Raw genomic sequence first — 23,496 nt, forward strand, 5'->3', positions numbered from 1 at the left:
GTGGCGCATACGGGGCTGGCGGGGCAGTGAGGGGTGGCCTGCTGGGGCGTACGGGTACGACTACCAGGCCCGGCACCATCACGGTCCACGACCCCGAGCCGGTCATCGCGCACATGGCCTCCTACCGGGCGTGGGCGGACCAGCACGACGTTCCCTTCGACGCGGCCATCGAGCGGGCCCGCGCCATCCTCGTCGACCGCATTGCGACCTAGTCGGAGGCTGCCACCCCGGCGGGGCCGTAATGGGACGCGACCGCAGGCTGGCCCGTGTAGTTCGGGCCGGCGGCCGGGTCGGCTCCCAGGTAGTGGAATGGGAGCCTTATGCTGCGCGCCCCCTGGAGCGTGAGGCGATGGTGGCGGGCGCTGTAGCGGAAGCCGGCTGTGCGCAGCGCTGTCACGGCAGCCCGCCCGGCAGGTGAACCGTCGGCCCAGCGGATCGAGTCGGGGTCGAAGTGGGCGAGCAGCAGGCCGTCGGGAGTCAGCCAGGAGGCGGCCCTGGCGAGCAGGCCGAGCTGGTCACCGACGTAGTGCAGGCCGTGCACACAAGTGATCAGGTCGTACGTCCGTTTCGGCGCCCAGTGCGAGACAGAGGCGGTGACCCGTTCCAACGTGGGCGGTGTCGGCACGGGGGCGAGCGGCCCCACCAGGTCGACGCCGGTGAGTACCGCGGCAGGCAGAGCGGACGCGGCCTGGTGCAGGGCGCGTCCCTCGCCGCAGCACAGATCGAGCCACGACGGGGCGGCGGCGCGCTCTGCCAGGTACGCGAGGGGGTCGAAACCGAGCTCACGGGCGTAGCTGTTCACACCGGCCAGACCGCGCTCGCGGTTCATCGCGTTGTTGGCGACCACGGATGATCGTTCCAACTCGGTCGCGGAGACCAGGTGAGAAGTCGTCATGGGTCATTGTCCCAGCCACGGTTCCCACCACCCAGTGAACTTGCTGAGCAGTGAGGGGTGGTCTGCCGCTGGCGTAGTGTGCTCGGGTGATCCGGGTACCAGAGGCGTTCGTACGGAGCACCGTCGAGCGAGAAGGAGAGCCCGGAGCGGCGTGGCTTGCCGAACTGCCCTGGATCGTGGGCGAGTTGCTGGGGCGCTGGGAGTGTGTGCCCGACGGTGACGTCATGCATGGCGGGGTCGGGGTCATCGTCCCGGTGTGGTGGCGGGGCGAGCGTGCCGCTGTGCTGAAGGTGTCGTTTCCGCATCCCGGCAATGTCCACGAGCCGGACGCGTTCACGGTGTGGGGCGGGCGCGGCGCCGTCCGGCTGTACGAGCGTGACGACGAGCGGTTCGCGATGCTGCTGGAGCGGGCCCGGACGTCGACTCTGGCCGAGGTGGAGGATGACGACGAGGTGGTGACGGTGGCGGGGCGGCTCAACCGCCGCCTTGCCGTCCCCGCACCACCCGGGCTGCCCCGGCTGCGCGAGCGGGCCGACGCCTGGGAGGAGCAACTGCGCAGGGACGCCGAGGAGTTGCCGCACGCCCTGCCGTGTCAGGTGCTGGACTCCGCCGTGGCGACCGTCCGCGAGCTGGGACGCGCCCAACCCGACACCGTCATCCACGGCGACCTGCACGCCCGCAACATCTTGCGCGCCGACCGCGAACCCTGGCTGGCCGTTGACCCGAAGGGATACGCGGGAGACCCGGCCTACGACGGCGGCACGCTGCTCAAGGCGCGCGCCCTGAAGCTCCTCGAAGCCGACGACCTGCGCAAGGCGGTCCGCCGTGCGCTGGACGTGTTCGCCGAGGGCCGCGGAGCTCGATCGCGAACGCGTCCGGCGCTGGGCCCAGTTCCACGCCGTCCAGGCCGCGTTCCACGGCCGCCGCCACGGATTCCGTGTCGCCCGCAGCGGATCACGACTGGACCGGCTCACCGAATTCGTGGACGGCCTGGCGGAGTTGCTCACGGAGACCGGACGTCGGCGCGGGGCCCGCTGATGTCAGTGGTCGGCCCTAGGCTTCCTCGCGCAACCGACCAGCAAGAGGAGACTCCCGTGACCGCCGAGGACAAGACGATGAAGCGCATCGAGGAAGCCATGGGGCTGCAACACGCAGGTGACACCGAAGGCGCCCGGCAGCGGTTCACCGAGATCTGGGAGGAGATCGCCTTAGACGGCGATCCCTTCCACCGATGCGTCCTCGCCCACTACCTGGCCGATCTGCAAGAGGACCCGCGGGACGAGCTCGTATGGGATCTGCGTGCCCTGGAAGCAGCGGGTTCCGTGACCGACGACCGGGCCAAGCAGCACGACGCGTCCTTGGCGATACGCGGGTTCTCCCCGTCCCTGCACCTCAACCTCGCGGCGGACTACCACAAGCTCGCTGACGAGGCGCAGGCCCGCGTACACCTGACGGAAGCCCAGCAACACCTCGACGCGCTCAAGGATGACGACTACGGCCAGGGCATCCGGTCGGCAATAGAGCGGCTGGCATCCCAGCTCACGGAGGCAGACCCCGACCCGCGCTGACCCCCGTCGGCTGCCGAAAAAGGAGCGGCAGTTGAGTGTCGTCTCGGATACGTTCGGCCGCATGGCTGACGAGTTGTTCGGACATCCGCGGCTGGCCCCGATCTACGACGCGGTCGATTCCGATCGCCGTGATCTCGATGCGTACGTGCGTGCAGTCGAGGAGTTCGGGGCGCGTCGAGTGCTGGATGTCGGTTGTGGGACTGGCGTGTTCGCGCTTCGGCTGGCCGAGCGCGGGATCGAGGTTGTCGGTGTTGATCCTGCCGCCGCGTCCCTCGATGTGGCCCGGGCCAAGCCGGGCGGCGACCGGGTGCGCTGGATCCATGGCGATGCAACAGCGCTTCCGCCGCTGCAAGTCGACCTCGCGACCATGACCGGGAACGCTGCCCAGGCCGTCGTCGACCCGCGGGTCTGGCAGGAGACCTTGCGAGGGGTCCACGACACGCTGCGGCCGGGCGGGCGTTTCGTGTTCGAGACCCGGGATCCCGCGAAGCGCGCCTGGGAGGAGTGGAACCGGGAGGCCACGTACGGCGTTACGGAGATTCCGGGCGTCGGCGCGGTCGAGACATGGCTGGACCTGATCGATGTCAGCGGGCCGCTGGTGACGTTCCGCGGGACATATGTCTTCGCTGCGGACGGGCAGGTGCTGACGTCGGACTCGACGCTTCGATTCCGTGAACGGGAGGAGGTCGAGGCCGAGTTGGCCGCGCAGGGGTACGTCGTGGAGGACGTGCGCGATGCGCCTGACCGGCCAGGCCGGGAGTTCGTCTTCGTCGCGCTACGCCGCGAGGACTGATCCCCACAGCGTGAGCACGTAGGTGCGTCCGTGTGGGACTGCCTGCGGCTCAGGCCACCGCCGTAGGCGCCAGTTCGCGTAGTTCGCGCAGTGCTGCCGCCACCGCCGGGCGGTCGTGGCCGGAGGCTCGGGTGCAGGTGAGGAGTTTGCGGTGCGGGTCGCCGGAGCAGCGTACGCGGGTGATCGGCAGGTGCGGGGTGAGGTGGGCGAGGCGGGGGATCAGGGCCACGCCCAGGCCGTGGGCCACCAGGTGGGCCGTGACGTTCCAGTCCAGGGCGTGGTGGACGATGTCGGGGGTGAAGCCGGCCGCGCCGCAGGCCGAGAGGACGTGGGGGCGGCAGGGGCTGTCCGGGACCGGGGCGATCCAGGGCTCGTGCGCGGCTTGCGTGAGGTCGACGCGGTCTCGCCCGGCCAGGCGGTGCCCCTTCGGGACGACCAGGTCGAACGGGTCGTCCAGGAGCGGCTGTTGGTCGAAGCGGGTGTCACTGAGCGGCGGGTTACGGGGGGTCGCCTCGACGACCGCCAAGTCGATCTCGCCCTCGAAGAGCAGGTCGAAGCTCGCCGGTACCTCCAGCTCCTGGATCTGGATGGCGAGGCGCGGGTGGCGTTCACGCAGACGCGCGGCCATCGGGGCGAGCAGGATCGAGATGGCCACCGGAAAGCCGCTCACCCGTAGCAGCCCGGCGGGCTCGCTGTGGTCGGCCCGCAGGTCGAGCTCCGCGCGCTCCCAACGGGCCTGGATCGCGTCGGCGTGTGTGAGCAGGCTCCGGGCCGCCGGAGTGAGTCGTACGCCACGGCCCTGTGGTTCCAGCAGGTCGACGCCCAGGTCACGGGCCAGCTGCCGGATCTGCTGCGAGGCGGCGGAGGGAGTGAAGTGCAGGGCGCGTGCGGCTGCGGTGACCGTTCCGTAGTGGTCGACCGCTCTCAGGACGTGCAGTCGGCGTAGGTCAATCATGAAGTCCACGCTTCACGGTGAGGTCCAGCAAGTCAACCTGGACGTACACAAAGGCCTGGGTCCACCCTGGCTGTGTCGCGACGGTCAGCCCAACCGTTCCACCGAAGGAGTGCGAGATGGCCAGCACAGCCGACCGCAGGACCGGCGGCGCCTGCCCGCACTGCGGATGGCCGGACCACGCCGAGCCCTTCCGGGTGGTGTCCCGGCACACCACCGCGGCGGGCGTCACGGTGTGGACCCGCTGCGGCTGCGGTTCGCTCCAGGTGCGCGTCGTGGACGCCACCGGCCTGCGCGTGGTCTCACGCAGTCGGCCCGCCGACCCCGCCGTGGCATCAAGGGACCTGTGCGACAGGTGAGTTGAATGAGTTCAGTGAGGTGTCGAACGCGGTTCGACGACCTGTGTGGCGGGAGTTGCTGCGCGAACCGTTGACGCGCAAGGGGTTCGATTCTACGGTCCCGTTCGAAGTTGTGATCAGCGTTCAGGATTTCGAACGCCCGTAGAGCGATCCCCGCAGAACGTCCCCCACTCGTAGGAGGATCCGCGTGAGCCGCACCTCCCGCAGAAGCAGCGGCAGAAGCAGCCGCAGAGCCGCCCGCAGAACCACCCGCAGAACCGCTCGCAGAACCGCCCTTCTCGCCGTCCCCGCGGCGATCCTGCTCGCGCTCGTCCCGAGCACGGCGTCCGCGTACCCGAACCCGGGCCGCGTCACCGGCGACATCGTCACCCACGACCCGACGATGATCCGCACCTCGTCGGGTCAGTACCAGCTGTACGCCACCGGCGGAGGCATCTCCTCCAAGACCTCCGGCGACCGCATCGCCTTCAGTGCCGGCGGCGACGCCTTCGGCAGCAGGCCGGGCTGGTGGCGGAACTACTCCTCCGTGCCGGAGGCCTGGGCGCCCGACATCTCGTACCACGGCGGCAAGTACCTGATGTACTACTCGGTCTCGTCGTTCGGCTCGCAGAACTCGGCGATCGGCCTTGCGACTTCGACGACCGCCCGGCCGGGCAGCTGGACCGACCAGGGCATCGTCCACACGTCGAGCTCGTCGAACGACTACAACGCCATCGACCCGAACCTCTTCGTGAACGACGACGGCAAGTGGTGGCTGTCCTTCGGCAGTTGGTGGACCGGGATCAAGATGATCCAGATCAACCCGTCCACCGGGAAGCAGCTGAGCTCCAACACCACCCGGTACCCCCTCGCCTCCCGCCCGACCGGCACCAAGGCCGTCGAAGCGCCCTACATCGTCAAGCGCAACGGCTACTACTACCTGTTCGCCTCGTACGACACCTGCTGCGCCGGAACCAGCTCCACGTACAAGGTCAAGGTCGGCCGGGCCACCAGCGTCACCGGGCCGTACCTCGACAAGAACGGCGTCGCCATGATGAACAACGGCGGTACGCCCGTGCTGGAGTCGCACGGCCGGTACATCGGCCCCGGCGGGCAGTCGATCATGAACGACGCGGACGGCGACCTGATCGTCTACCACTACTACGACGGCCAGGACAACGGCACCCCGAAGCTCGGCATCAACCTTCTGAACTGGAGCAGCGGATGGCCCGTCGCCTACTGACCCTGCTGGCGGCCCTCCTGCCCGCCTGAGCACGCCCCACCACGGCGGGAGCCGTGGCCGGGAGGATGTGGGACCTGCTGGCGAAGGTCCTGGGCCGACTCGAACGCGGCCCGATCCTCCCGGCCGGCGGAGGCCTCGTCGCGGGAAGAGCGAGGCCCCCGGGCAACCGGTCCGGCTTCCGGCTGGTCAGCCGACCCGGTTGTTTGCGGCCGCCTCCGGCCAGGCGGCACCACGAGCGACGGCGGCCGCAGGCCACCGGGTGGGCTGCGGCATCGGCTGCGGGCCGGGCTGCGGAACAGGGGTGAGACCGGCCTGTTGCTGCTGCTGCGCCTGAGCGGACAGCGGGGTCAGCCAGGGCGGCTGCTCGGGGGCCCCGGGGCCGGGCGGTTCCGTCATGCCTCGGGCCATGGCGGCGGTCAAGGGTTGCTGCTGGCGTTGCTGGCCCTGGTCCACGGCGGTCAGACCCTGTTGCTGCTGGTGCTGGGCCACGGCGGTCAGGCCCTGTTGTTGCTGGTGCTGGGCCACAGGTGCCAGCTGCGGTTGCTGCTGGTGCTGGGCCGCGGGAGCGAGCCCCGGTTGCTGCTGCTGCTGGTGGGACTGGGCAGCGGCGGCCAGCCCCGGCATACCCCCGCCGTTCGTGGAGCTGACCAGTCGGTCCACGGCCGCCGTACCCGAGCTGTAGGTGTTGTTCCCTCCACCCGACTCGGGTACGGCGGCTCCCCTCCTGGACCCGTAGAGCACCGACTCCAGGCCGGACACCAGGCGACGCACATCCACCTGGGGCCGGACCACGAGCCGCAGGAAGCGACTGGACGAGCCGATCTTGTTGCCGCACTCGCGGACCAGGATCCGGTGCTCGGTGAGCAGCCGATCCCGGACCACGGTGCCCTCGGCGCCCACGGGGAGGCGCACGAAGAGGAAGTTGCCCTGCGACGGATACACCGTCAGACCGGGCAGTTGGGAGAGCTGGCGGGACATGTCGAGGCGGTCGCGGCGGACCTGGTGCAGGCTCTCCATGTACTCGGCGCCGTGGTCCCGGAGCATGAACACCACCGTCTCCGCGAAGGAGTTGAGGTTCCACTTGGGCAGCATGGAGCGGATCCTGCCCGCCAGGCTCGGGTTGGCCACGAGATAGCCGAAGCGCACGCCGTGCAGCCCGAAGTTCTTGCCGAGGCTGCGCAGCACGATCACGTTGGGCCGCATCACCGCGTCCTCGACGACGCTCGGCTCGGCCTCCGCGTCGGCGAACTCCAGGAACGACTCGTCGATGATGATCAGATCCAGATCGGCGAGCGCGTCGCAGAAGGCGTTGATCGTCTGGCGGGGCAGAAAGCCGCCGTCGGGGTTGTTCGGGTTGCAGATGACGGCGACCCGGCTGCCCCGGGAGCGGATGAACTGGATGTACTGCGCCGGGTCGAGGGCGAAGCCGTTGCTCTCCTGGAGCGGGAACATGTCGACGCGCTTGCCGGTCTCCATCGGCTGGTCGGTCCAGCGGCCGAAGGTGGGGACGGGGATGGCGAGGGACTCACGGACCAGCAGGTGGTCGATCCAGGTGATGAGTTCGGTGGACCCGTTGCCCATCGCGACGCACTGCGGGGGCAGTTGGAGCAGATTGCACAGCTCACCGGTGATGGTGTCGGCGCTGCTCGGATAGAACGTGATGATGTCCCGCAGCCGGTGCGTCAGCTCCTCGAACATCGCGGGAGTGGGGAAGTACGGATTGCAGGGGATGCAGAAGTCCAGCGGACCCGACTCCCCGCTCTCTCGTGCCAGCGCTGCCATTGACGGGCTGTGCGCGCCGGTGCGGAACAGCGAGGTGACGTTGTCGGCCATGGACCCTCCGTCCGTGGGGGCGGCCCGCGCGGGCGTGATGCGGGCCGCCCCTACATACGAACGGAGATGTGTCCGTGTTCAACTCACGGGAAAGCTGAGGAGATTGAAGCTTCCCATCAGGTTTCAGCGGCCGAAGGAGTGGACAGTCGTCGAGCGGTACGTCTGACCAGGCCGAAGCGTGGTCGACGGGAACTTCGGCTGGTTCGGCGAGTCCGGGAAGTGCTGGGTCTCCAGGCACAGCGCGTCGCCCTGGCGGTAGATGTGACCGCCGGTGCCGACGAGCGTCCCGTCGAGGAAGTTCCCGGAGTAGAACTGCACTCCCGGCTCGGACGTCGCGATCTTCAGCGTCCGGCCGGAGGACGGGTCCCGCAGCTTCGCGATCGGCTCGGGCTTCGCCGTGATGCCCTTGTCCAGCACCCAGTTGTGGTCGAAGCCCTGGCCGTACAGGAGCTGCTGGTGCGCCTCGCGGATGTCCTCGCCGACGGACTTAGTGCGGCGGAAGTCGAACGGCGTGCCCGCGACCGGGGCCAGTTCACCAGTGGGGATCAGGCCCTTGTCGACGGGCGTGTAGCGGGACGCTGCGAGCTGCAGCTCGTGGTCGTAGACCGAGCCGCTGCCCTCGCCCGCGAGGTTCCAGTACACGTGGCTGGTGAGGTTGACGACCGTCGCCTTGTCGGTGGTGGCCTCGTAGTCGATGCGCCAGTCGCCGTGCCTGGTCAGGGTGTACGTGACCTTTGTCCTCAGCGTGCCGGGATAGCCCATCTCGCCGTCGACGCTGGTGTAGTGCAGGACCAGGCCGACGTCCGAGCCGGAGGTGAAGGCCTCCACGTCCCAGACGCGCTTGTCGAAGCCCTTGGCGCCGCCGTGCAGGCTGTTCTCGCCGTCGTTGACGTCCACCTGGTACGCCTTGCCGTCCAGTGTGAACTTGCCTTTGTCGATGCGGTTTCCGTACCGGCCGATCAGCGCGCCGAAGTACGGGCTGGAGGCGACGTAGTCCTCGATGTTGTCGAAGCCGAGGGACACGTTCGCGTACCGGCCGCGCCGGTCGGGGATCTCCAGGGACTGCACGATCCCGCCGTACGACAGGACCTTCAACCGGGTGCCGCCGTTCTCCAGCGACCAGCGGTGGACTCTGGTGCCGTCGGCCAGCTTGCCGAATAGCTCCTTCACGGGCTTTCTGCCTCCCGTCGGGTGTGCCGTACCGGCCGTTGCGTGTGCCGTACCGGCCGAAGCCGCGGCAAGTCCCGTTGCCGCGGCTGCTGCTAAGACTGTTCGCCTGCTTGTTCCCATTCCCATGTGTTACGGCTCCTCAAGTAAGTACGGGGGCCCGAGCGGGCCCCCGTACGACTGGAGTTACGAACCAACCTTGCGCTTGTTCCACACATCGAAGCCGACCGCCGCCAGGAGCACCAGGCCCTTGATGACCTGCTGCCAGTCGGTGCCGACGCCGACGAGGTTCATACCGTTGTTCAGCACGCCCAGGACCAGGCCGCCGATGATGGCGCCGAGGACCGTGCCGACGCCGCCGCTCATCGACGCGCCGCCGATGAACGAGGCGGCGATCGCCTCGAGTTCGAAGTTGAGGCCGGCCTTGGGCGAGGCCGCGTTGAAGCGGGCCGCGAAGACGAGACCCGCCAGGGCCGCCATCATGCCCATGTTCAGGAAGACCAGGAAGGTGACCTTCTTGTCCTTCACACCCGACAGCTTGGCCGCGGGCAGGTTGCCGCCGATCGCGTAGATGTGCCGGCCGACGATCGCGTTGCGCATGATGTAGCCGAAGCCGACGACCAGCACACCGAGGATCAGCAGGACCACCGGGGCGCCCTTGTAGCTGGCGAGCAGCATCGTCACCACGAGTACGGCGGAGACCAGCGCGACGAGCTTGAGCAGGAACAGCTTCACGGGCGGCACGTCGAGGGAGAACTCCTGCTGCCGCTTGCGGTCACGCAGCTCCTGGTAGATCACGAAGGCGATCAGGGCGAAGCCGAGCAGCAGGGTGAGGTTGTGATAGTTGGTGTTCGGGCCGACCTCGGGCAGGAAGCCGTTCGCGACCTTCTGCAGCCCCTGCGGGAACGGGCCGAGGGTCTGCCCCTCCAGGAAGATCTCCGTCAGACCGCGGAAGAGCAGCATGCCCGCCAAGGTGACGATGAACGATGGAATTCCCAGATACGCGATGAAGAAGCCCTGCATCGCTCCCGCGGCGGCGCCCAGGAGCAGGCACAGCACCACGGCGAGTGGCCACGGCAGGTCGTTCTTGACCATCATCACCGCGGCTATCGAGCCGACGAACGCGGTGAGCGATCCGACCGACAGGTCGATATGGCCCGCGATGATGACCAGCATCATGCCGATCGCGAGGATCAGGATGTAGCTGTTCTGCAGCACCAGGTTGGAGACGTTGCGCGGCAGGAGCAGGTCACCGTCGGTCCACACCGCGAACAGCGCCACGATCAGCCCGAGGGCGATCAGCATGCCGTACTGCCGCATGTTGCGGCGCATGCCGTCCAGCATCAGCTGGAGCAGGCCGCCACCCACGGCGGCATCCTTGCCCGGCGGCGCGGGTGCCGGGGTCTTGGCGGTCACATCGGTGCTCATCGGGTTACCTCTTTGTCCTTCGTCATCTGGCGCATCAGCACTTCCTGCGTGGCCTCCGCACGCGGGAACTCACCGGTCAGCCGCCCCGCGGCCATCGTGTAGATGCGGTCGCACATACCGAGCAGTTCCGGCAGCTCGGAGGAGATGAAGACGACCGCCTTGCCGTCGGCGGCCAGCTGGTCGATCACCGTGTAGATCTCGAACTTGGCACCCACGTCGATGCCGCGGGTCGGCTCGTCCAGGAGCAGCACATCGGGACCCGCGAAGATCCACTTGCTGAGGACGACCTTCTGCTGGTTGCCGCCCGACAGCCGGCCCACCTGCTCGAAGACCGTCGGCGCCTTGATGTTCATGGACTTGCGGAAGTCCTCGGCGACCTGGCGCTCCTCGTGCTCGTCGACGACGCCGCGCTTGGAGACCTTCCCCAGCGCGCTGAGGGAGATGTTGCGGCCGATGGTGTCGATGAGGTTGAGGCCGTAGTGCTTGCGGTCCTCGGTGACGTACGCGATCCCGTGCTTGACCGCCTCGGGCACGGTCTTGGTCCGGATCTCCTTGCCGTCCTTGAAGACCGAACCGCCCGCGTACCGGCCGTACGTACGCCCGAAGACGCTCATCGCGAGCTCGGTGCGGCCGGCGCCCATCAGCCCCGCGATGCCGACGATCTCCCCGCGGCGCACGCTGAGCGACACATCGTCGACCACCTTGCGCTGCTGGTCGATCGGGTGGTGCACGGTCCAGTTGCGGATCTCCAGGGCCGGTGCCGCACCCACCTCCGCCTCGTGCGGGGTGCGCTCCGGGAAGCGGTGTTCGAGGTCGCGGCCGACCATCCCGCTGATGATCCGGTCCTCGCTGGTCTCCGGAGCCTTCACGTCGAGCGTCTCGATGGACCGCCCGTCGCGCAGGATCGTCACCGAGTCCGCGACCTTGCGGATCTCGTTGAGCTTGTGGGAGATGATGATCGAGGTGATGCCCTGGTTCTTCAACTCCAGGATGAGATCCAGGAGTTTGCCGCTGTCCTCGTCGTTCAGAGCCGCGGTCGGCTCGTCGAGGATGAGCAGCTTCACCTTCTTCGACAGCGCCTTCGCGATCTCCACGAGCTGCTGCTTGCCCACGCCGATGTCGGCGACGCGGGTGTCGGGGTGGTCGCTGAGACCGACCCGCCGCAGCAGCTCGGTGGCGTGCTTCAGCGTCTCGGTCCAGCTGATGATCCCGCGCGTCGCGTGCTCGTTGCCGAGGAAGATGTTCTCCGCGATGGAGAGATACGGCACCAGGGCAAGCTCCTGGTGGATGATCACAATGCCGTGCTGCTCGCTCGCCCGGATGTCCTTGAAGGTGCAGAGCTCACCTTCGAAGAGGATGTCCCCTTCGTAACTGCCGTGCGGGTGGACGCCGGAGAGGACCTTCATGAGGGTCGACTTACCGGCGCCGTTCTCCCCGCAGATGGCGTGGACCTCGCCCTGCTGGACGGTCAGTGTGACGTCCGACAGCGCCTTGACGCCGGGAAAGGTCTTGACGATCGAGCGCATTTCCAGGACGGGTCCCGCCATGGTCGTGCCTTCCAATCCTAGGGTGCGGCGGTTCAGTTGACGTCGCTGGCCTTGACGTAGCCGGAGTCGACGACGACCTTCTGGAAGTTGGTCTTGTCGACGCTCACCGGCTCCAGGAGGAACGCGGGCACGACCTTCGCGCCGTTGTCGTACGTCTTGGTGTCGTTGGTCTCAGGCTTCTTGTCGTTGAGCACGGAGTCGACCATGCTGGCCGCCACCTTGGCGAGCTCGCGGGTGTCCTTGAAGACGGTCGCCGTCTGCTCGCCCGCCTTGATCGACTTCAGCGAGGCGACCTCGGCGTCCTGTCCGGTGACGACCGGCAGCGGCTTGTTCTTGGAGCCGTAGTCGTCCGACTTCAGCGCCGACAGGATGCCGATCGAGATGCCGTCGTAGGGCGAGAGGATCGCGTCGACCCGGCCGCTCCTGTACGCCGAGGTCAGGAGTTCTTCCATGCGCTTCTGCGCCTGGCCGCCGTCCCAGCGCAGCGTGGTGACCTGGTTGAGCTTGGTCTGACCCGACTTGACGACGAGCTGCTTCTTGTCGATGTAGGGCTGCAGGACCTTCATCGCGCCCTGGAAGAAGTAGCGGGTGTTGTTGTCGTCGTTGGAGCCGGCGAAGAGCTCGATGTTGAACGGGCCCTTCTTGGAGCCGTCCGCCAGACCGAGCTTCTCGGCGATGTACCCGCCCTGGAGCTCGCCGACCTTCTCGTTGTCGAACGAGGCGTAGTAGTCCACGTTCGGGCTGTTGAGGATGAGGCGGTCGTAGGAGATCACCGGGATGTCGGCGTCCTTGGCCTGCTGGAGGACGTTGTCCAGCGACTTGTTGTCGATGGCCGCGATGATCAGTGCGCTGACACCCTGCGTGATCAGGTTCTCGATCTGCGAGACCTGCTGGTCGGGGTCGTCCTCGCCGTAGACGAGCTTCGTCTTGAAGCCCTTGTCCTTGAGGTGCTGGACAACGTTGGCGCCATCGGCGATCCAGCGCTCCGAGGACTTGGTCGGCATCGCGATGCCGACCGTCGAGCCCTTGGCGTCTCCCTTGTTCTCCTCGCTGCCGCCTTCGCCGCTCTGGCCGCAGGCCGAGAGGGTGAGGGCCAGGGAGGAGGCCGCGGCTATGACGGCGAGTGCACTTCTGCGGTTACGCATGATCATCATCCTTGATGTGTGAGGGAGCGCCCGGTCTGAGGAGGCTGTCGGATTGTGTGCGGCTGCGTGAGCTTTTGTGAAGAGGGTTTATCCGGAACGTTATGAGGGAATTTCAAACCGGTTCAGTTTCCCGGGCATACGGGAGCCCAGCGGCGCCATGTCTGCGTCCGCTCCGTGCCGGGCGAGCAGGTCAAGAGCGAGCCGGCCGCGCCGCACCCGCTCCTTGGCTGTACTCAGGGTCAGGTCCCGCATATGGGTGCCGTACGGGTAGATCCCGGGGGCCTTGGACAGGCCGAACTTCAGGTAGATCGGTGCGCCGCGTCTGATCAGCTCGGCGACCTCGTACATGCGCACGTAACCGCCGAGGTCGTCGGGCGCCTCGATGTACATGTCCATGGGTGCGGCGCTGACCCGGCGGATCTCCGTGAGGTGGTCGAGGGTCAGATCGCTGGGGACGTTGATGGAGTCGCCGCCGAGCTGCTCGTACACGGCGTACGCGGCCGGGTTGACGGGGCCGACCAGTGCGGAGACCTTGAGGGTCGTGTCGGCGGGGATGATCCCGGCCTCACGCGCGCGGTGCAGGGTCCACAGCACGCCCTCGTCGGCGACCAGCAGGCACTTCACGCCCAGTTCCGTGGCCCGTACGGCGTCCTCGACGCAGCCGGCGACCGCGTCATGGCCCCGGGCTCTCAGTCCGCCGCCTCGGGAGTCCGTACGGGTCGAGCCGCCGATGTCCCAGGTTCCGCGCGGGCCCGTGAACAGGCACAGCTCGATGTCGCGCTCGTTGGTGGCCTCGACCATCTCGGTGATCTCGGCGTCGGTCAGCATCCAGACACCGCTGCCCTGGCTGATCCGGTGGATCGGCACATCCAGCCGCGAGGACTCCTTGAGGACCACGGCCAGTGCCTCCGGCCCCTCACACGAGGGAATCTCGGTGCGCCACCGGCCGCCTTCGGGGAAGGCGTGCGGTGAGGCGTCGGCGGGGGAGAGGGCGGGAGCGCTCAGCCCGAGCGCGGCGAGCGACGGCTCACCGGGTCGACGGGCTGCTGCGGCGGAGGCGTCGGTCACAACTAACCTTCTTCTTGTGCGGTATTTCGGACGTGGTCCGTGACGGTGGATGTACGCCGGTACGCAGTGTCAGGGTCTCCGTACCGGCGTACGGCTCGAGGGGGCGCGGGCGCCCGGTGGTGCTGGTACTACGGCCGGATCAGGACCTTGCCGACCTTGGGGTCTCCGGAGCCGACCAGCTCGATGGCGTGCTCGAACTCCTCCAGCGGCAGCTCGTGCGTGACCAGGGGCAGCGGGTTCAGCAGACCGGCGCCGAACACTCGCACCGTGTGGGCCCAGGCCTCCGGCGGCGCCCCGAACACGGTGTGCACCTCGAGCTGCCGTACGACGAGGTCGGTGGGGTCGAGTCCATCGGCGCCCGGAGCCGGAATACCGGTGAGGACCAGGCGTCCGCCGCGTCTGAGCAGCGCGGCGGCGGTGCGCGCCGCGTCCGCGGAACCGGCGGTCTCGATCACGACGTCGAAGTCGTCGGGGAGCTCCTGGTCCTTGGTGCGGAAGTCCGTGGCGCCGAAGTCCTTGGAGAGGGTCGCACGGTCCGGGCGGGTGCCGACCACGAGCAGTTCGGCCGGGGAGCCCGCCTTCAGGAACTGAACGGCGAACATCCCGAGCGTCCCCGTGCCCACGACGGCGACCCGCTCGCCGGGCACCGCGTTCGCCTTGAGCGCGGCGGCGGCGATACAGGCGGCCGGCTCGAGCAGGGCCGCCGCCGTCAGGTCGGCGTCGTCCGGCAGGACGTGGAGCAGCCGGGCGGGGAGCGTCAGCGTGGTGGCCATGGCGCCGGGCTGGGTGAAGCCCGTCTCCTCGTAGCCGGCCGAGCACAACGTCGTCTCGCCCGCGTGGCAGCGGTCGCACACCTGGCAGTTCCGGAAGCCCTCGCCCACCACCTTGCGACCGACGAGGGACGCCGGGACCCCGGAGCCCACCGCCTCGACCGTCCCGGACCACTCGTGGCCCGGTGTGAGCGGGTAGCGGACGTAGCCCTCCGGCCTGTTGCCCTGGTACACCTCGCGGTCGCTGCCGCAAATACCGCTCGCATGGACCCGTACGAGGGCCTCCCCGGCGGCCGGAGCGGCGGGCTCGTGCGGGACGAGCCGGTGCTCACCCGGCGCCTCGATGACGACCGCGGTGCTCACTTGGCCGCCTTGGGCTTGCGCTGCTCCCAGCCGTCCGCCCACAGGTCGAAGCGGGCCTGCTGCTGAGGGAACTCGGCCGCCGCGTCCGTGTCCAGCTCGACACCGAGGCCCGGCTCTTCGGAGAGGTGGAAGTACCCGTCGACGACCTGGGGCGCGCCCTTGACGACCTTCTTGATCTCCGCGTCCGCGAAGTCGTTGAAGTGCTCCAGGATCTTGAAGTTCGGGGAGGAGAAACCGACCTGGAGGGAGGCGGCGGTCAGGACGGGACCGCCCACGTTGTGCGGCGCGACGAGCATGTAGTGGGTCTCGGCGGTGGCGGCCAGCTTCCTGGTCTCCCAGATGCCGCCGATGTGACCGACGTCGGGCTGGATGATGTCCACGGCCTGGCTCTCGAAGAGCTCACGGAACTCGATGCGATCGTGAATGCGCTCACCGGTCGCCACCGGGATGTCGACCTTCGCGGCCACCTTCTCCAGAGCCTTGAGGTTCTCCGGCGGCACCGGCTCCTCCAGCCAGGCGGGCTTGAAGGGGGCGAGCTCGCGGGCGAGGCGGACGGCGGTCGAGGGCGAGAACCGGCCATGCATTTCCAGCATCAGCTCGGCGTCGGGCCCGATGGCGTCCCGTACGGCCTCGATGAGGGAGACGGAGTAGAGGGTCGCCTCGTGGTCGAGCTCGAACTGGCCGGTGCCGAAGGGGTCGATCTTGAGGGCCTTGTAGCCGCGCGCGACGACCTCCTGCGCGGCCTTGTGGTACGCCTCCGGGGTGCGCTCCGTGGTGTACCAGCCGTTGGCGTACGCCTTGACCTTGTCGGTCACCTTGCCGCCGAGCAGCTGCCAGACGGGGACGCCGAGAGCCTTGCCCTTGATGTCCCAGCAGGCCATCTCGATCACCGCGATGCCGGACATCACGATCTCGCCGGCGCGCCCGTAGTCGCCGTATTTCATCCGGCGGACCAGGTCCTCGACAGCGAAGGGGTCCGACCCGAGAATGTGGTTGGCCTCTGCCTCGTGCAGATAGCCGAGCAGGGCGTCGGTGTGGCCCAGCATGCGGGTCTCGCCGACGCCGGTGAGTCCCTCGTCGGTGTGCACCTGTACGTAGGTCAGGTTGCGCCACGGCGTCCCTACTACGTGCGTGCTGATTCCCGTGATGCGCACGGCAGTCGCTCCCTGTCGCTCTTCGGTTTGCTTGTTCGAAATATCGTCACACGTTCGAAATGCTGATCGTGACAGTAAGTATGCGACGGTCGGAGTGTCAATGGGTCGAACGCATAACGGTTTGGACGCGATGGTGTGGGGATGGCCGGAAATGATCCGTAGTGTCGTCGACTCGACACACCGGAGCGGCCAGGTCCCTACACAACCTTCACGGCTGCGGCTATCAGCATGCCCTATGAGGAATTTAGTCTTCCGGCGTCATGGACTACTGCCACCCGTGCCAACGGCACCTCAATGGCGCCCTGGCCTGCCCCGGGTGCGGTACGTCGGCCGAAGCGTGCCGTGCGTACGCGGATTCGTTGTCCGACCGTGACGCCGCGGACGCGGACGAACGTGAGGACGAGTACGAAGAGGCCGAAGGCGAGGCGGGTGGACGCCAGGCCCGGGGCCGTGGGCGCGGCGCGCGGGCGAGCCGACGGGACCGGCGGGCCGCGCTCCACCGGCGCCGTCGTCGGCGGGCCCTGCTGATAGGCGCGGGGCTGCTGCTTGCGGCGGGCGGGCTGAGTCTCGCGGAGCTCGGCCGGGAGGGCCCGTCCGGGGAGCCCGCGGAGGCGGCCGTGGACGACGCCTCGACGCATTCGCCGACGGCGTCGGCGGACGCTTCGCCGGAGTCCCGTCGGGGTTCCACCGCGGGGGGCGCTTCGCCGGACGAGTCGGCGTCTGCCTCGGCCTCGGAGTCCAGGAAACCGAAGAAGGACCGGGACAAGCGCAAGGATCCCTCGGAGTCGGCCACGACGCCGGATCCCGCGACCTCGGCCACCACGCCGGCCGCCCCGCCCGCCACGTCACCGGACCCGGCCACCCCGACGTCCCGCCCGACCTCCGACCCGCGACCGCCGTCCCCGACCCCTACCGAGACGTGCACGCGCTTTCTGTGGTGGTGTGGCTAGAGCTCGGACGCCTCCGACTCGGCCGGACGCGCCGCCGCGTTATTCAACCGTGACGCCTTCCCGTTGACCGCGCTCTTGACCGGCATGGATTGTTAGCGCTCACAATGACCTCCGTCGTGGGGCTCCCCGGAATCCGGGACCGGCCGCCGCAGAGCCGGGTGTGAATCCGGCTGGGCGTAAACACCCGCCCACATCGCAGGACTTATCGGCAGACGAGCGCCAAAGGAGGTGCGGCCGTGGCACATGCACAGCTTCGGCCGCCCACCATGGCGGACGTCGCACGACTGGCGGGGGTGTCCCACCAGACGGTGTCCCGCGTGCTGGGGGATCACCCCAATGTGCGGGACGAGACACGGGCCAGAGTGCTCCGTGCGATCGAGGAGATGGGCTACCGCCGCAACTCCTCGGCCCGGGCCCTGGCCACCCGGCGCACCCGGACCCTGGGTGTGGTCGCCTCCGACACCACCCTCTACGGGCCGGCCAGCACGTTGTTCGCGCTCGAGGAGGCGGCACGTGCCGAGGGGTACCTCGTCTCGACGGTCAGTCTGCGCAAACTGACCGTGGAGACGCTCTCCGAGGCCCTCGACCACCTCAGCGAGGGCGGGGTGGAGGGAGTGGTCGCCATCGCCCCGCAGCGGTCGGCGGTGGACGCTCTGGCCGAACTCCGCCGTCCGTTCCCCGTGGTCATCGTGGGGAGCGGCTCTGGTGCGGACATCCACAGCGTCAGCGTGGACCAGCACTCGGGAGCACGGCTGGCCACCGGTCATCTGCTGGCTGCCGGCCACCGCACGGTCTGGCATCTCGCCGGACCCGAGGACTGGCAGGAGGCGGCCGACCGGGCCGCCGGCTGGCGGGCGACCCTCGAAGCGGCGGGTGTCGAACCGCCCATGTCGCTGCGCGGAGACTGGAGTCCGCTGTCGGGCTACCGGGCCGGCCAGGAACTGGCAGGCTGGGTGGGCCGGGGGCTGACCGCCGTCTTCGTCGCCAACGACCAGATGGCACTGGGGGTGTTGCGGGCCCTGCGTGAAGCGGGCGTGCGGACTCCCCAGGACGTCGCCGTGGTCGGCTTCGACGACATCCCGGAGTCGGAGTTCTTCGCCCCTCCGCTCACCACCGTCCGGCAGGACTTCTCGACGGTGGGCAAGCGCAGCATCGCCCTGCTCCTCGATCTCATCGAGGGCCGGGCCCCCTCCGGGCCGCCCCGGATCACCATCGAACCCCAACTCGTCGTCCGCGCCAGTACCTTCCCGCACGCCCCTCAACCGGAGGGCGTTCCCGACTTACGCGGCTGACGCTGCCGATACGGCTGACACGACACCAACCAGTCGCCCCTCACGCACCCGTGTGGCCGACATTTCGAACAATGATCGACAGGCTGGACGTAGTGCGGCCGGCCGGTCCCACCGAGTACGGCGGTCCATCGCCGGGCCGGTCTTCAAAGGAGAAGAACATGCTCAACAGACGGAACTTCCTCACCGCGGCGGTCGGCGTGGCGGCTGCGGGCGGCCTGGCGGCCTGCGCCAAGGAGGACGACAGCTCCTCCACCTCGTCCTCCGGAGACGGCGGCAGCAAGAAGCTCACCCTCGGCTTCTCCCAGGTCGGTTCGGAGAGCGGCTGGCGCAGCGCCAACACCGACTCGGTGAAGGCGTCCGCCAAGGAGGCGGGCTACACCCTCAAGTTCTCCGACGCCCAGCAGAAGCAGGAGAACCAGATCTCGGCGATCCGCAGCTACATCGCGCAGAAGGTGGACGTCATCGCCTTCTCGCCGGTGGTCGTCACCGGCTGGGACGCGGTGCTCAAGGAGGCCAAGACCGCGAAGATCCCCGTGGTCCTCACCGACCGTTCCGTCGACACCGCCGACGAGTCCCTGTACGTCACGCTCGTCGGCTCCGACTTCACCGACGAGGGTCGGCGCGCGGCCAAGATCCTGGAGAAGGTCCTCGAGACGGCCGGCCACAAGGGTGCCGTGAAGATCGCACAGCTGGAGGGCACCACCGGTGCCGCCCCTGCGATCGAGCGTGCCAAGGGCTTCAAGGAGGTCATGGACGCCGACCACAAGGACGACTGGAAGATCGTCGTCAGCCAGACCGGTGACTTCACCCGCGCCGGCGGCAAGCAGGTCATGGCGGCCTTCCTGCAGTCCAACCCGGACATCGACGTGCTGTTCGCGCACAACGACGACATGGGCATCGGCGCCATCCAGGCCATCGAGGCGGCCGGCAAGAAGCCCGGCAAGGACATCCTGATCGTCACGGTCGACGGCGTGAAGGACGGCTTCGTCGCGATGTCCGAGGGCAAGATCAACGCCATCGTCGAGTGCAACCCGCTGCTCGGCCCCCAGCTGATGGAGGTCGTGCAGAAGGTCAAGGACGGCGAGACGGTCGAGCGCTGGATCAAGACCAAGGAGAGCGACTTCATGCAGGACCAGGCCAAGGACGCGCTCCCGACCCGCAAGTACTGACCGACCCGCACCCACCGGCAGGGAGCCCGCGGACGACCGAACCACCCTCGGTCCCGGGGCTCCCTGCGGGCCTGAACGAATTTCTTGAATTCCAAGAGGAGCGCTGCCATGGCAGAGCCGCGGCCCGTCCTGGAGATGACGGGCATAGTCAAAGAGTTTCCGGGGGTACGGGCTCTGTCGGGCGTCGACTTCCGGCTCTTCCCCGGCGAGATCCACGCCCTGATGGGCGAGAACGGTGCGGGGAAGTCCACCCTCATCAAGGTGCTGACCGGGGTCTACTCCCTGGACGGCGGCACCATCACCCTCGACGGGAAGTCCGTGCTGTTCGGCAGCCCGCTGCAGGCGCAGCAGGCCGGCATCAGCACGGTCTACCAGGAGGTCAACCTCTGCCCCAACCTCTCCGTGGCGGAGAACATCTTCATCGGGCGCGAACCCACCCGCGCGGGCCGCATCCAGTGGAAGCGGATGCGCAAGGAGGCGGCGGAGCTGGTGGACCGGCTCGGCCTCGACATCGACGTCACCGCGCCCCTGTCCTCGTACCCGCTGGCCGTGCAGCAACTGGTCGCGATCGTACGGTCGGTGGGCACCGGTGACAGCGACGGCGAGGGGTCGGGCACCAAGGTGCTGGTCCTTGACGAGCCGACGTCCAGCCTCGACCGCGACGAGGTCCTCGAACTGTTCCGCCTGATGCGGCAGTTGAGGGACGAGGGCGTCGCGATCCTGTTCGTCTCCCACTTCCTCGACCAGATCTACGAGATCTGCGACCGGATGACCGTTCTGCGCAACGGCGGCCTCGTCGGCGAGCACATGGTGAGTGAACTCGACCAGGTCGGACTGATCCAGCTCATGATCGGCAAGGCCATGGACCAGCTGGAGGGGCTCCACGAGCACCAGCTGCGCTCTGAGGTCGGCGAGGCGCTGATCCAGGCGGACGGCCTCGGCAGGACGGGCGGTATCGCCCCCTTCGACCTGGAGATCAAGAAGGGCGAGGTCGTCGGACTCGCCGGCCTGCTCGGCTCGGGCCGCACCGAACTCGCCCGGCTGCTCTTCGGCGCCGACCAGCCGGACAGCGGCAAGGTGTCCATAGGCGGCAAGCAGATCTCGATGAGCGCCCCGAACGACGCGATCGGCGCCGGTGTCGCGTTCTGCTCGGAGAACCGCAAGACCGAGGGCCTCGTACCGGATCTGACGGTGCGCGAGAACATCATCCTCGCCCTCCAGGCGGCGCGCGGCTGGCTCCGGCCCATCCCGGCCGCCCAGCGCGACGAGCTCGTCGCCAAGTACATCAAGGCGCTGGACATCCGCCCCGCCAACCCGGAGGCCAGGGTGGGACAGCTCAGCGGCGGCAACCAGCAGAAGGTCCTGCTCGCCCGCTGGCTGATCACCCAGCCGAAGCTGCTGATCCTGGACGAGCCGACGCGCGGCATCGACGTCGGCGCGAAGGCGGAGATCCAGAAGCTCGTCGTCTCACTCTCCGAGGACGGCATGTCCGTGCTGTACATCGCGGCCGAGCTGGAGGAGGTACTCCGGCTCAGCCACACCATCGGAGTGCTGCGCGACCGCCGACTGGTGGCGCAGATCACCAACGGGCCCGAGATCACTCCCAGCCGGATCCTGGAGACCATCGCGAGCGGAGAGCACCAGTGACCACCACTTCCCGATGGCGAGCGCTGACGCGCCACAACCTGTTCTGGCCGGTCGTGGTTCTGGTCGTCCTGCTGCTCGTCAACGTTCCCTTCACCCCCGACTTCCTCTCGGTCGGGATGACGAACGGCCACCTCCACGGCAGCCTCGTCTCGATCGTGCTGTTCGGCTCGCCCCTCATCCTGGTGGCGGTCGGCATGACCCTGGTCATCGCCACCGGCGGCATCGACCTCTCCGTCGGCGCCGTGGTCGCCATCACCGGGGCCCTGACCTGTTCGTACATCAGCGACCAGTCCGACCAGAGCGCCCTGTCCGGGGTGTTCCTGGCCATGGGCATCGGACTGCTGGCCGCGGTCGTCTGCGGTCTGTGGAACGGCTTCCTGGTCGCCCGGATGGGCATCCAGCCGATCATCGCCACGCTGATCATCATGGTCGCCGGACGCGGTGTCGCCCAGCTGGTCACCGACGGCCAGATCATCACCATCAACAGCGAGCCGTACGAGCTGATCGGCGGCGGCTACTGGCTGACGCTGCCCTTCTCCATCTTCGTGGTGGCCGTGGTCGTGGCCGTCACCGTGGCGCTGACCCGCCGCACCGCGCTCGGTCTGCTCGTCGAGTCGGTCGGCGGCAACGCCGAGGCCAGTCGTCTGGTGGGCATCAGGTCCCGGCGCATCAAGATCATGGTGTACGTGTTCTGCGCGCTGTGCGCGGGCATCGCGGGCCTGATGATCAGCTCCAACACCTCGGCCGCCGACGGCAACAACGCCGGCCTGTGGATCGAACTCGACGCGATCCTCGCCGTGGTGATCGGCGGCACCTCGCTCCTGGGCGGCCGGTTCTCCATCGGCGGCACGGTGATCGGCGCCCTGGTCATCCAGACCCTGACCACCACGATCTACACCATCGGCGTGCCGACCCAGACCAACCTGGTCTTCAAGGCCGCCGTCGTCATCGTCGTCTGCCTGCTGCAGTCCCCGAAGTTCCGCGCCAAGGTCTTCGGCGCCAGGTTCGGGGCCGGGTTCGGCCCGAAGGGCGGCACCGGCAAGCCGGTCGCGGCCCCGGCGGAGCCCGCCGCCGCGACCGAGGCCGCTCCCAAGATGGAGGTGTCGTGATGAGCACGACCACCAAGAGCCCCACGGCCCCGGACAGCCGTACCAGTACCCCGTCCAAGGCCGCGCGTCTGCTCGGCGACCGGCGCCTGCCCGTCCTGGTGACGGCGGCTCTGTTCCTCGTCATGTACGGCGTCGGCCTGAGCCGGTACCAGAACTACGGGTTCGCCGAACCGCAGGTCTTCATGAACCTGTTCATCGACAACGGCTATCTGCTGGTCGCCGCCGTCGGTGTCACCTTCGTCATCCTGTCCGGCGGCATCGACCTGTCCGTGGGCTCGGTGATCGGCTTCACGACCATGTTCACGGCATGGCTGGTGGAGCGTCAGGGGCTGCCGATCCTGCTCGTCATCCCCATGGCGCTGGCCGTGGGGGCGTTCGGCGGTTTCCTGATGGGCTATGTGATCCACAACTTCGAGATCCAGCCCTTCATCGTGACCCTCGCCGGCCTCTTCCTCTTCCGGGGCCTGTGCCTGGTCATCAGCAAGGAGTCGATCTCCATCGGCGACGCCTCGGTGAGCAGCATGGCCCAGACGCAGGTGAACCTGGGGATGGGCTTCCTCTCGATCGGTGCGATCGTCGCGCTGGTCGTCCTCGCCGTGGCGTTCTACGTCCTGCACTACACGCGCTTCGGACGCCGGGTGTACGCCGTCGGCGGCAACGAGCAGTCGGCCCTGCTGATGGGTCTGCCGCAGGGCGGCACGAAGATCGCCGTCTACACGATCAGCGGCTTCTGCTCGGCGCTCGCCGGACTGCTGTTCACGCTCTACATCCAGTCCGGTGACCCCCTGCACGCCACCGGCATGGAGCTCGACGCGATCGCCGCCGTCGTCATCGGCGGCACGCTGCTCACGGGCGGCTCCGGCTATGTGATCGGCACCCTGTTCGGTGTGCTGGTCCTCGGCCTGATCAAGAGCATCATCCAGTTCGAGGGCACGCTCAGCTCCTGGTGGACGAAGATCGCCACCGGTGTGCTGCTGTGCGCCTTCATCCTGATCCAGCGGGCGATGACGGCACGGAAGAAGACCTGACCGTGAAGTACGGTCCGGTCGGCGAACGCACCCGACC

General features: G+C 68.3%; 20 protein-coding genes and 2 pseudogenes. 12 read left to right on the forward strand and 10 right to left on the reverse strand.

What is annotated here, in order from left to right:
• Window positions 1-212 (forward strand): annotated as a pseudogene (locus G5C60_RS19900) (hypothetical protein); the annotation flags it as partial.
• On the opposite strand, the gene G5C60_RS19905 reads toward G5C60_RS19900, so the two are convergent.
• Complete coding sequence (locus tag G5C60_RS19905) at window positions 209-895, reverse strand: class I SAM-dependent methyltransferase (RefSeq protein ID WP_165261148.1); 687 nt, start codon at window positions 893-895, stop codon at window positions 209-211. The pseudogene G5C60_RS19900 and the gene G5C60_RS19905 sit on opposite strands and share 4 nt — an antisense overlap.
• Before the next feature lie 86 nt (window positions 896-981).
• Between G5C60_RS19905 and G5C60_RS19910 the strand changes: the two are divergent.
• From G5C60_RS19910 to G5C60_RS19920, 3 genes and pseudogenes are all read left to right on the forward strand, one after another.
• Window positions 982-1,933 (forward strand): annotated as a pseudogene (locus G5C60_RS19910) (aminoglycoside phosphotransferase family protein).
• A gap of 56 nt (window positions 1,934-1,989) precedes the next feature.
• Window positions 1,990-2,463, forward strand: coding sequence for a hypothetical protein (locus G5C60_RS19915; RefSeq protein WP_165261150.1), 474 nt, complete (start codon window positions 1,990-1,992; stop codon window positions 2,461-2,463).
• Between the two features lie 61 nt (window positions 2,464-2,524).
• On the forward strand, window positions 2,525-3,256 hold the full coding sequence (locus tag G5C60_RS19920) for a class I SAM-dependent methyltransferase (RefSeq protein WP_165261218.1): 732 nt from the start codon (window positions 2,525-2,527) through the stop codon (window positions 3,254-3,256).
• A gap of 49 nt (window positions 3,257-3,305) precedes the next feature.
• Here G5C60_RS19920 and G5C60_RS19925 read toward each other — a convergent pair whose 3' ends face one another.
• The gene (locus tag G5C60_RS19925) at window positions 3,306-4,211 is read right to left on the reverse strand and encodes a LysR family transcriptional regulator (protein WP_165261152.1); all 906 of its coding nucleotides are present in this window, start codon (window positions 4,209-4,211) and stop codon (window positions 3,306-3,308) included.
• A gap of 116 nt (window positions 4,212-4,327) precedes the next feature.
• On the opposite strand from G5C60_RS19925, the gene G5C60_RS19930 reads away from it, so the two are divergent.
• Complete coding sequence (locus tag G5C60_RS19930) at window positions 4,328-4,567, forward strand: hypothetical protein (RefSeq protein WP_165261154.1); 240 nt, start codon at window positions 4,328-4,330, stop codon at window positions 4,565-4,567.
• A gap of 295 nt (window positions 4,568-4,862) precedes the next feature.
• Window positions 4,863-5,789 (forward strand): arabinan endo-1,5-alpha-L-arabinosidase, encoded by a 927-nt coding sequence (locus G5C60_RS19935; protein WP_338145870.1) that lies wholly within the window; start codon window positions 4,863-4,865, stop codon window positions 5,787-5,789.
• Window positions 5,790-5,975: 186 nt separating this feature from the next.
• Here the strand turns inward: G5C60_RS19935 and G5C60_RS19940 are convergent, their stop codons facing one another.
• From G5C60_RS19940 to G5C60_RS19975, 8 genes are all read right to left on the reverse strand, one after another.
• Entirely contained in the window at window positions 5,976-7,622 is a 1,647-nt protein-coding gene (locus tag G5C60_RS19940; RefSeq protein ID WP_165261158.1) for a pyridoxal phosphate-dependent aminotransferase, read from the reverse strand.
• Window positions 7,623-7,745: 123 nt separating this feature from the next.
• Window positions 7,746-8,912 carry an aldose epimerase family protein gene (locus G5C60_RS19945; protein WP_165261220.1) on the reverse strand — a complete coding sequence of 389 codons (1,167 nt, stop codon included), beginning with the start codon at window positions 8,910-8,912 and terminating at the stop codon, window positions 7,746-7,748.
• A gap of 63 nt (window positions 8,913-8,975) precedes the next feature.
• The gene (gene mmsB, locus G5C60_RS19950) at window positions 8,976-10,217 is read right to left on the reverse strand and encodes a multiple monosaccharide ABC transporter permease (RefSeq protein WP_165261160.1); all 1,242 of its coding nucleotides are present in this window, start codon (window positions 10,215-10,217) and stop codon (window positions 8,976-8,978) included.
• Entirely contained in the window at window positions 10,214-11,764 is a 1,551-nt protein-coding gene (mmsA, locus tag G5C60_RS19955; protein ID WP_165261162.1) for a multiple monosaccharide ABC transporter ATP-binding protein, read from the reverse strand. The genes mmsB and mmsA overlap by 4 nt, the downstream gene beginning before the upstream one ends.
• Before the next feature lie 32 nt (window positions 11,765-11,796).
• Window positions 11,797-12,909 carry a multiple monosaccharide ABC transporter substrate-binding protein gene (chvE, locus tag G5C60_RS19960; RefSeq protein WP_206439743.1) on the reverse strand — a complete coding sequence of 371 codons (1,113 nt, stop codon included), beginning with the start codon at window positions 12,907-12,909 and terminating at the stop codon, window positions 11,797-11,799.
• Window positions 12,910-13,008: 99 nt separating this feature from the next.
• Window positions 13,009-13,977, reverse strand: a complete 969-nt coding sequence (locus G5C60_RS19965) for a hypothetical protein (RefSeq protein WP_165261166.1) — start codon at window positions 13,975-13,977, stop codon at window positions 13,009-13,011.
• 128 nt (window positions 13,978-14,105) lie between these two features.
• The gene (locus G5C60_RS19970; RefSeq protein WP_165261168.1) at window positions 14,106-15,110 is read right to left on the reverse strand and encodes an alcohol dehydrogenase catalytic domain-containing protein; all 1,005 of its coding nucleotides are present in this window, start codon (window positions 15,108-15,110) and stop codon (window positions 14,106-14,108) included.
• Complete coding sequence (locus G5C60_RS19975) at window positions 15,107-16,264, reverse strand: enolase C-terminal domain-like protein (RefSeq protein ID WP_165261170.1); 1,158 nt, start codon at window positions 16,262-16,264, stop codon at window positions 15,107-15,109. The genes G5C60_RS19970 and G5C60_RS19975 overlap by 4 nt, the downstream gene beginning before the upstream one ends.
• 260 nt (window positions 16,265-16,524) lie before the next feature.
• Between G5C60_RS19975 and G5C60_RS19980 the strand changes: the two genes are divergently transcribed.
• The 6 genes from G5C60_RS19980 (at window position 16,525) to yjfF (ending at window position 23,459) form a co-directional block, all read left to right on the forward strand.
• Window positions 16,525-17,214 carry an SCO2400 family protein gene (locus tag G5C60_RS19980; protein ID WP_206439744.1) on the forward strand — a complete coding sequence of 230 codons (690 nt, stop codon included), beginning with the start codon at window positions 16,525-16,527 and terminating at the stop codon, window positions 17,212-17,214.
• Between the two features lie 236 nt (window positions 17,215-17,450).
• On the forward strand, window positions 17,451-18,506 hold the full coding sequence (locus G5C60_RS19985) for a substrate-binding domain-containing protein (RefSeq protein ID WP_165261172.1): 1,056 nt from the start codon (window positions 17,451-17,453) through the stop codon (window positions 18,504-18,506).
• A gap of 158 nt (window positions 18,507-18,664) precedes the next feature.
• Complete coding sequence (locus tag G5C60_RS19990) at window positions 18,665-19,675, forward strand: ABC transporter substrate-binding protein (RefSeq protein WP_165261174.1); 1,011 nt, start codon at window positions 18,665-18,667, stop codon at window positions 19,673-19,675.
• A gap of 108 nt (window positions 19,676-19,783) precedes the next feature.
• Complete coding sequence (locus G5C60_RS19995; RefSeq protein ID WP_165261176.1) at window positions 19,784-21,322, forward strand: sugar ABC transporter ATP-binding protein; 1,539 nt, start codon at window positions 19,784-19,786, stop codon at window positions 21,320-21,322.
• Window positions 21,319-22,431 carry an ABC transporter permease subunit gene (locus G5C60_RS20000; RefSeq protein ID WP_165261178.1) on the forward strand — a complete coding sequence of 371 codons (1,113 nt, stop codon included), beginning with the start codon at window positions 21,319-21,321 and terminating at the stop codon, window positions 22,429-22,431. The genes G5C60_RS19995 and G5C60_RS20000 overlap by 4 nt, the downstream gene beginning before the upstream one ends.
• Window positions 22,431-23,459, forward strand: a complete 1,029-nt coding sequence (yjfF, locus tag G5C60_RS20005; RefSeq protein WP_165261180.1) for a galactofuranose ABC transporter, permease protein YjfF — start codon at window positions 22,431-22,433, stop codon at window positions 23,457-23,459. Before G5C60_RS20000 ends, yjfF begins: the two co-directional genes overlap by 1 nt.
• Window positions 23,460-23,496: the final 37 nt, after the last annotated feature.

Source organism: Streptomyces scabichelini, from assembly GCF_011045015.1.
GTDB lineage: Bacteria > Actinomycetota > Actinomycetes > Streptomycetales > Streptomycetaceae > Streptomyces > Streptomyces scabichelini.

What these genes read in the sequence shown, in the direction of transcription:
- G5C60_RS19905 (WP_165261148.1), bottom strand. Translation starts at nt 895, where the DNA reads ATGACGACTTCTCACCTGGTCTCCGCGACCGAGTTGGAACGATCATCC.
- G5C60_RS19920 (WP_165261218.1), top strand. Translation starts at nt 2,525, where the DNA reads ATGGCTGACGAGTTGTTCGGACATCCGCGGCTGGCCCCGATCTACGAC.
- G5C60_RS19925 (WP_165261152.1), bottom strand. Translation starts at nt 4,211, where the DNA reads ATGATTGACCTACGCCGACTGCACGTCCTGAGAGCGGTCGACCACTAC.
- G5C60_RS19930 (WP_165261154.1), top strand. Translation starts at nt 4,328, where the DNA reads ATGGCCAGCACAGCCGACCGCAGGACCGGCGGCGCCTGCCCGCACTGC.
- G5C60_RS19940 (WP_165261158.1), bottom strand. Translation starts at nt 7,622, where the DNA reads ATGGCCGACAACGTCACCTCGCTGTTCCGCACCGGCGCGCACAGCCCG.
- G5C60_RS19945 (WP_165261220.1), bottom strand. Translation starts at nt 8,912, where the DNA reads ATGGGAACAAGCAGGCGAACAGTCTTAGCAGCAGCCGCGGCAACGGGA.
- mmsB (WP_165261160.1), bottom strand. Translation starts at nt 10,217, where the DNA reads ATGAGCACCGATGTGACCGCCAAGACCCCGGCACCCGCGCCGCCGGGC.
- mmsA (WP_165261162.1), bottom strand. Translation starts at nt 11,764, where the DNA reads ATGGCGGGACCCGTCCTGGAAATGCGCTCGATCGTCAAGACCTTTCCC.
- chvE (WP_206439743.1), bottom strand. Translation starts at nt 12,909, where the DNA reads ATGCGTAACCGCAGAAGTGCACTCGCCGTCATAGCCGCGGCCTCCTCC.
- G5C60_RS19980 (WP_206439744.1), top strand. Translation starts at nt 16,525, where the DNA reads ATGGACTACTGCCACCCGTGCCAACGGCACCTCAATGGCGCCCTGGCC.
- G5C60_RS19990 (WP_165261174.1), top strand. Translation starts at nt 18,665, where the DNA reads ATGCTCAACAGACGGAACTTCCTCACCGCGGCGGTCGGCGTGGCGGCT.
- G5C60_RS19995 (WP_165261176.1), top strand. Translation starts at nt 19,784, where the DNA reads ATGGCAGAGCCGCGGCCCGTCCTGGAGATGACGGGCATAGTCAAAGAG.
- yjfF (WP_165261180.1), top strand. Translation starts at nt 22,431, where the DNA reads ATGAGCACGACCACCAAGAGCCCCACGGCCCCGGACAGCCGTACCAGT.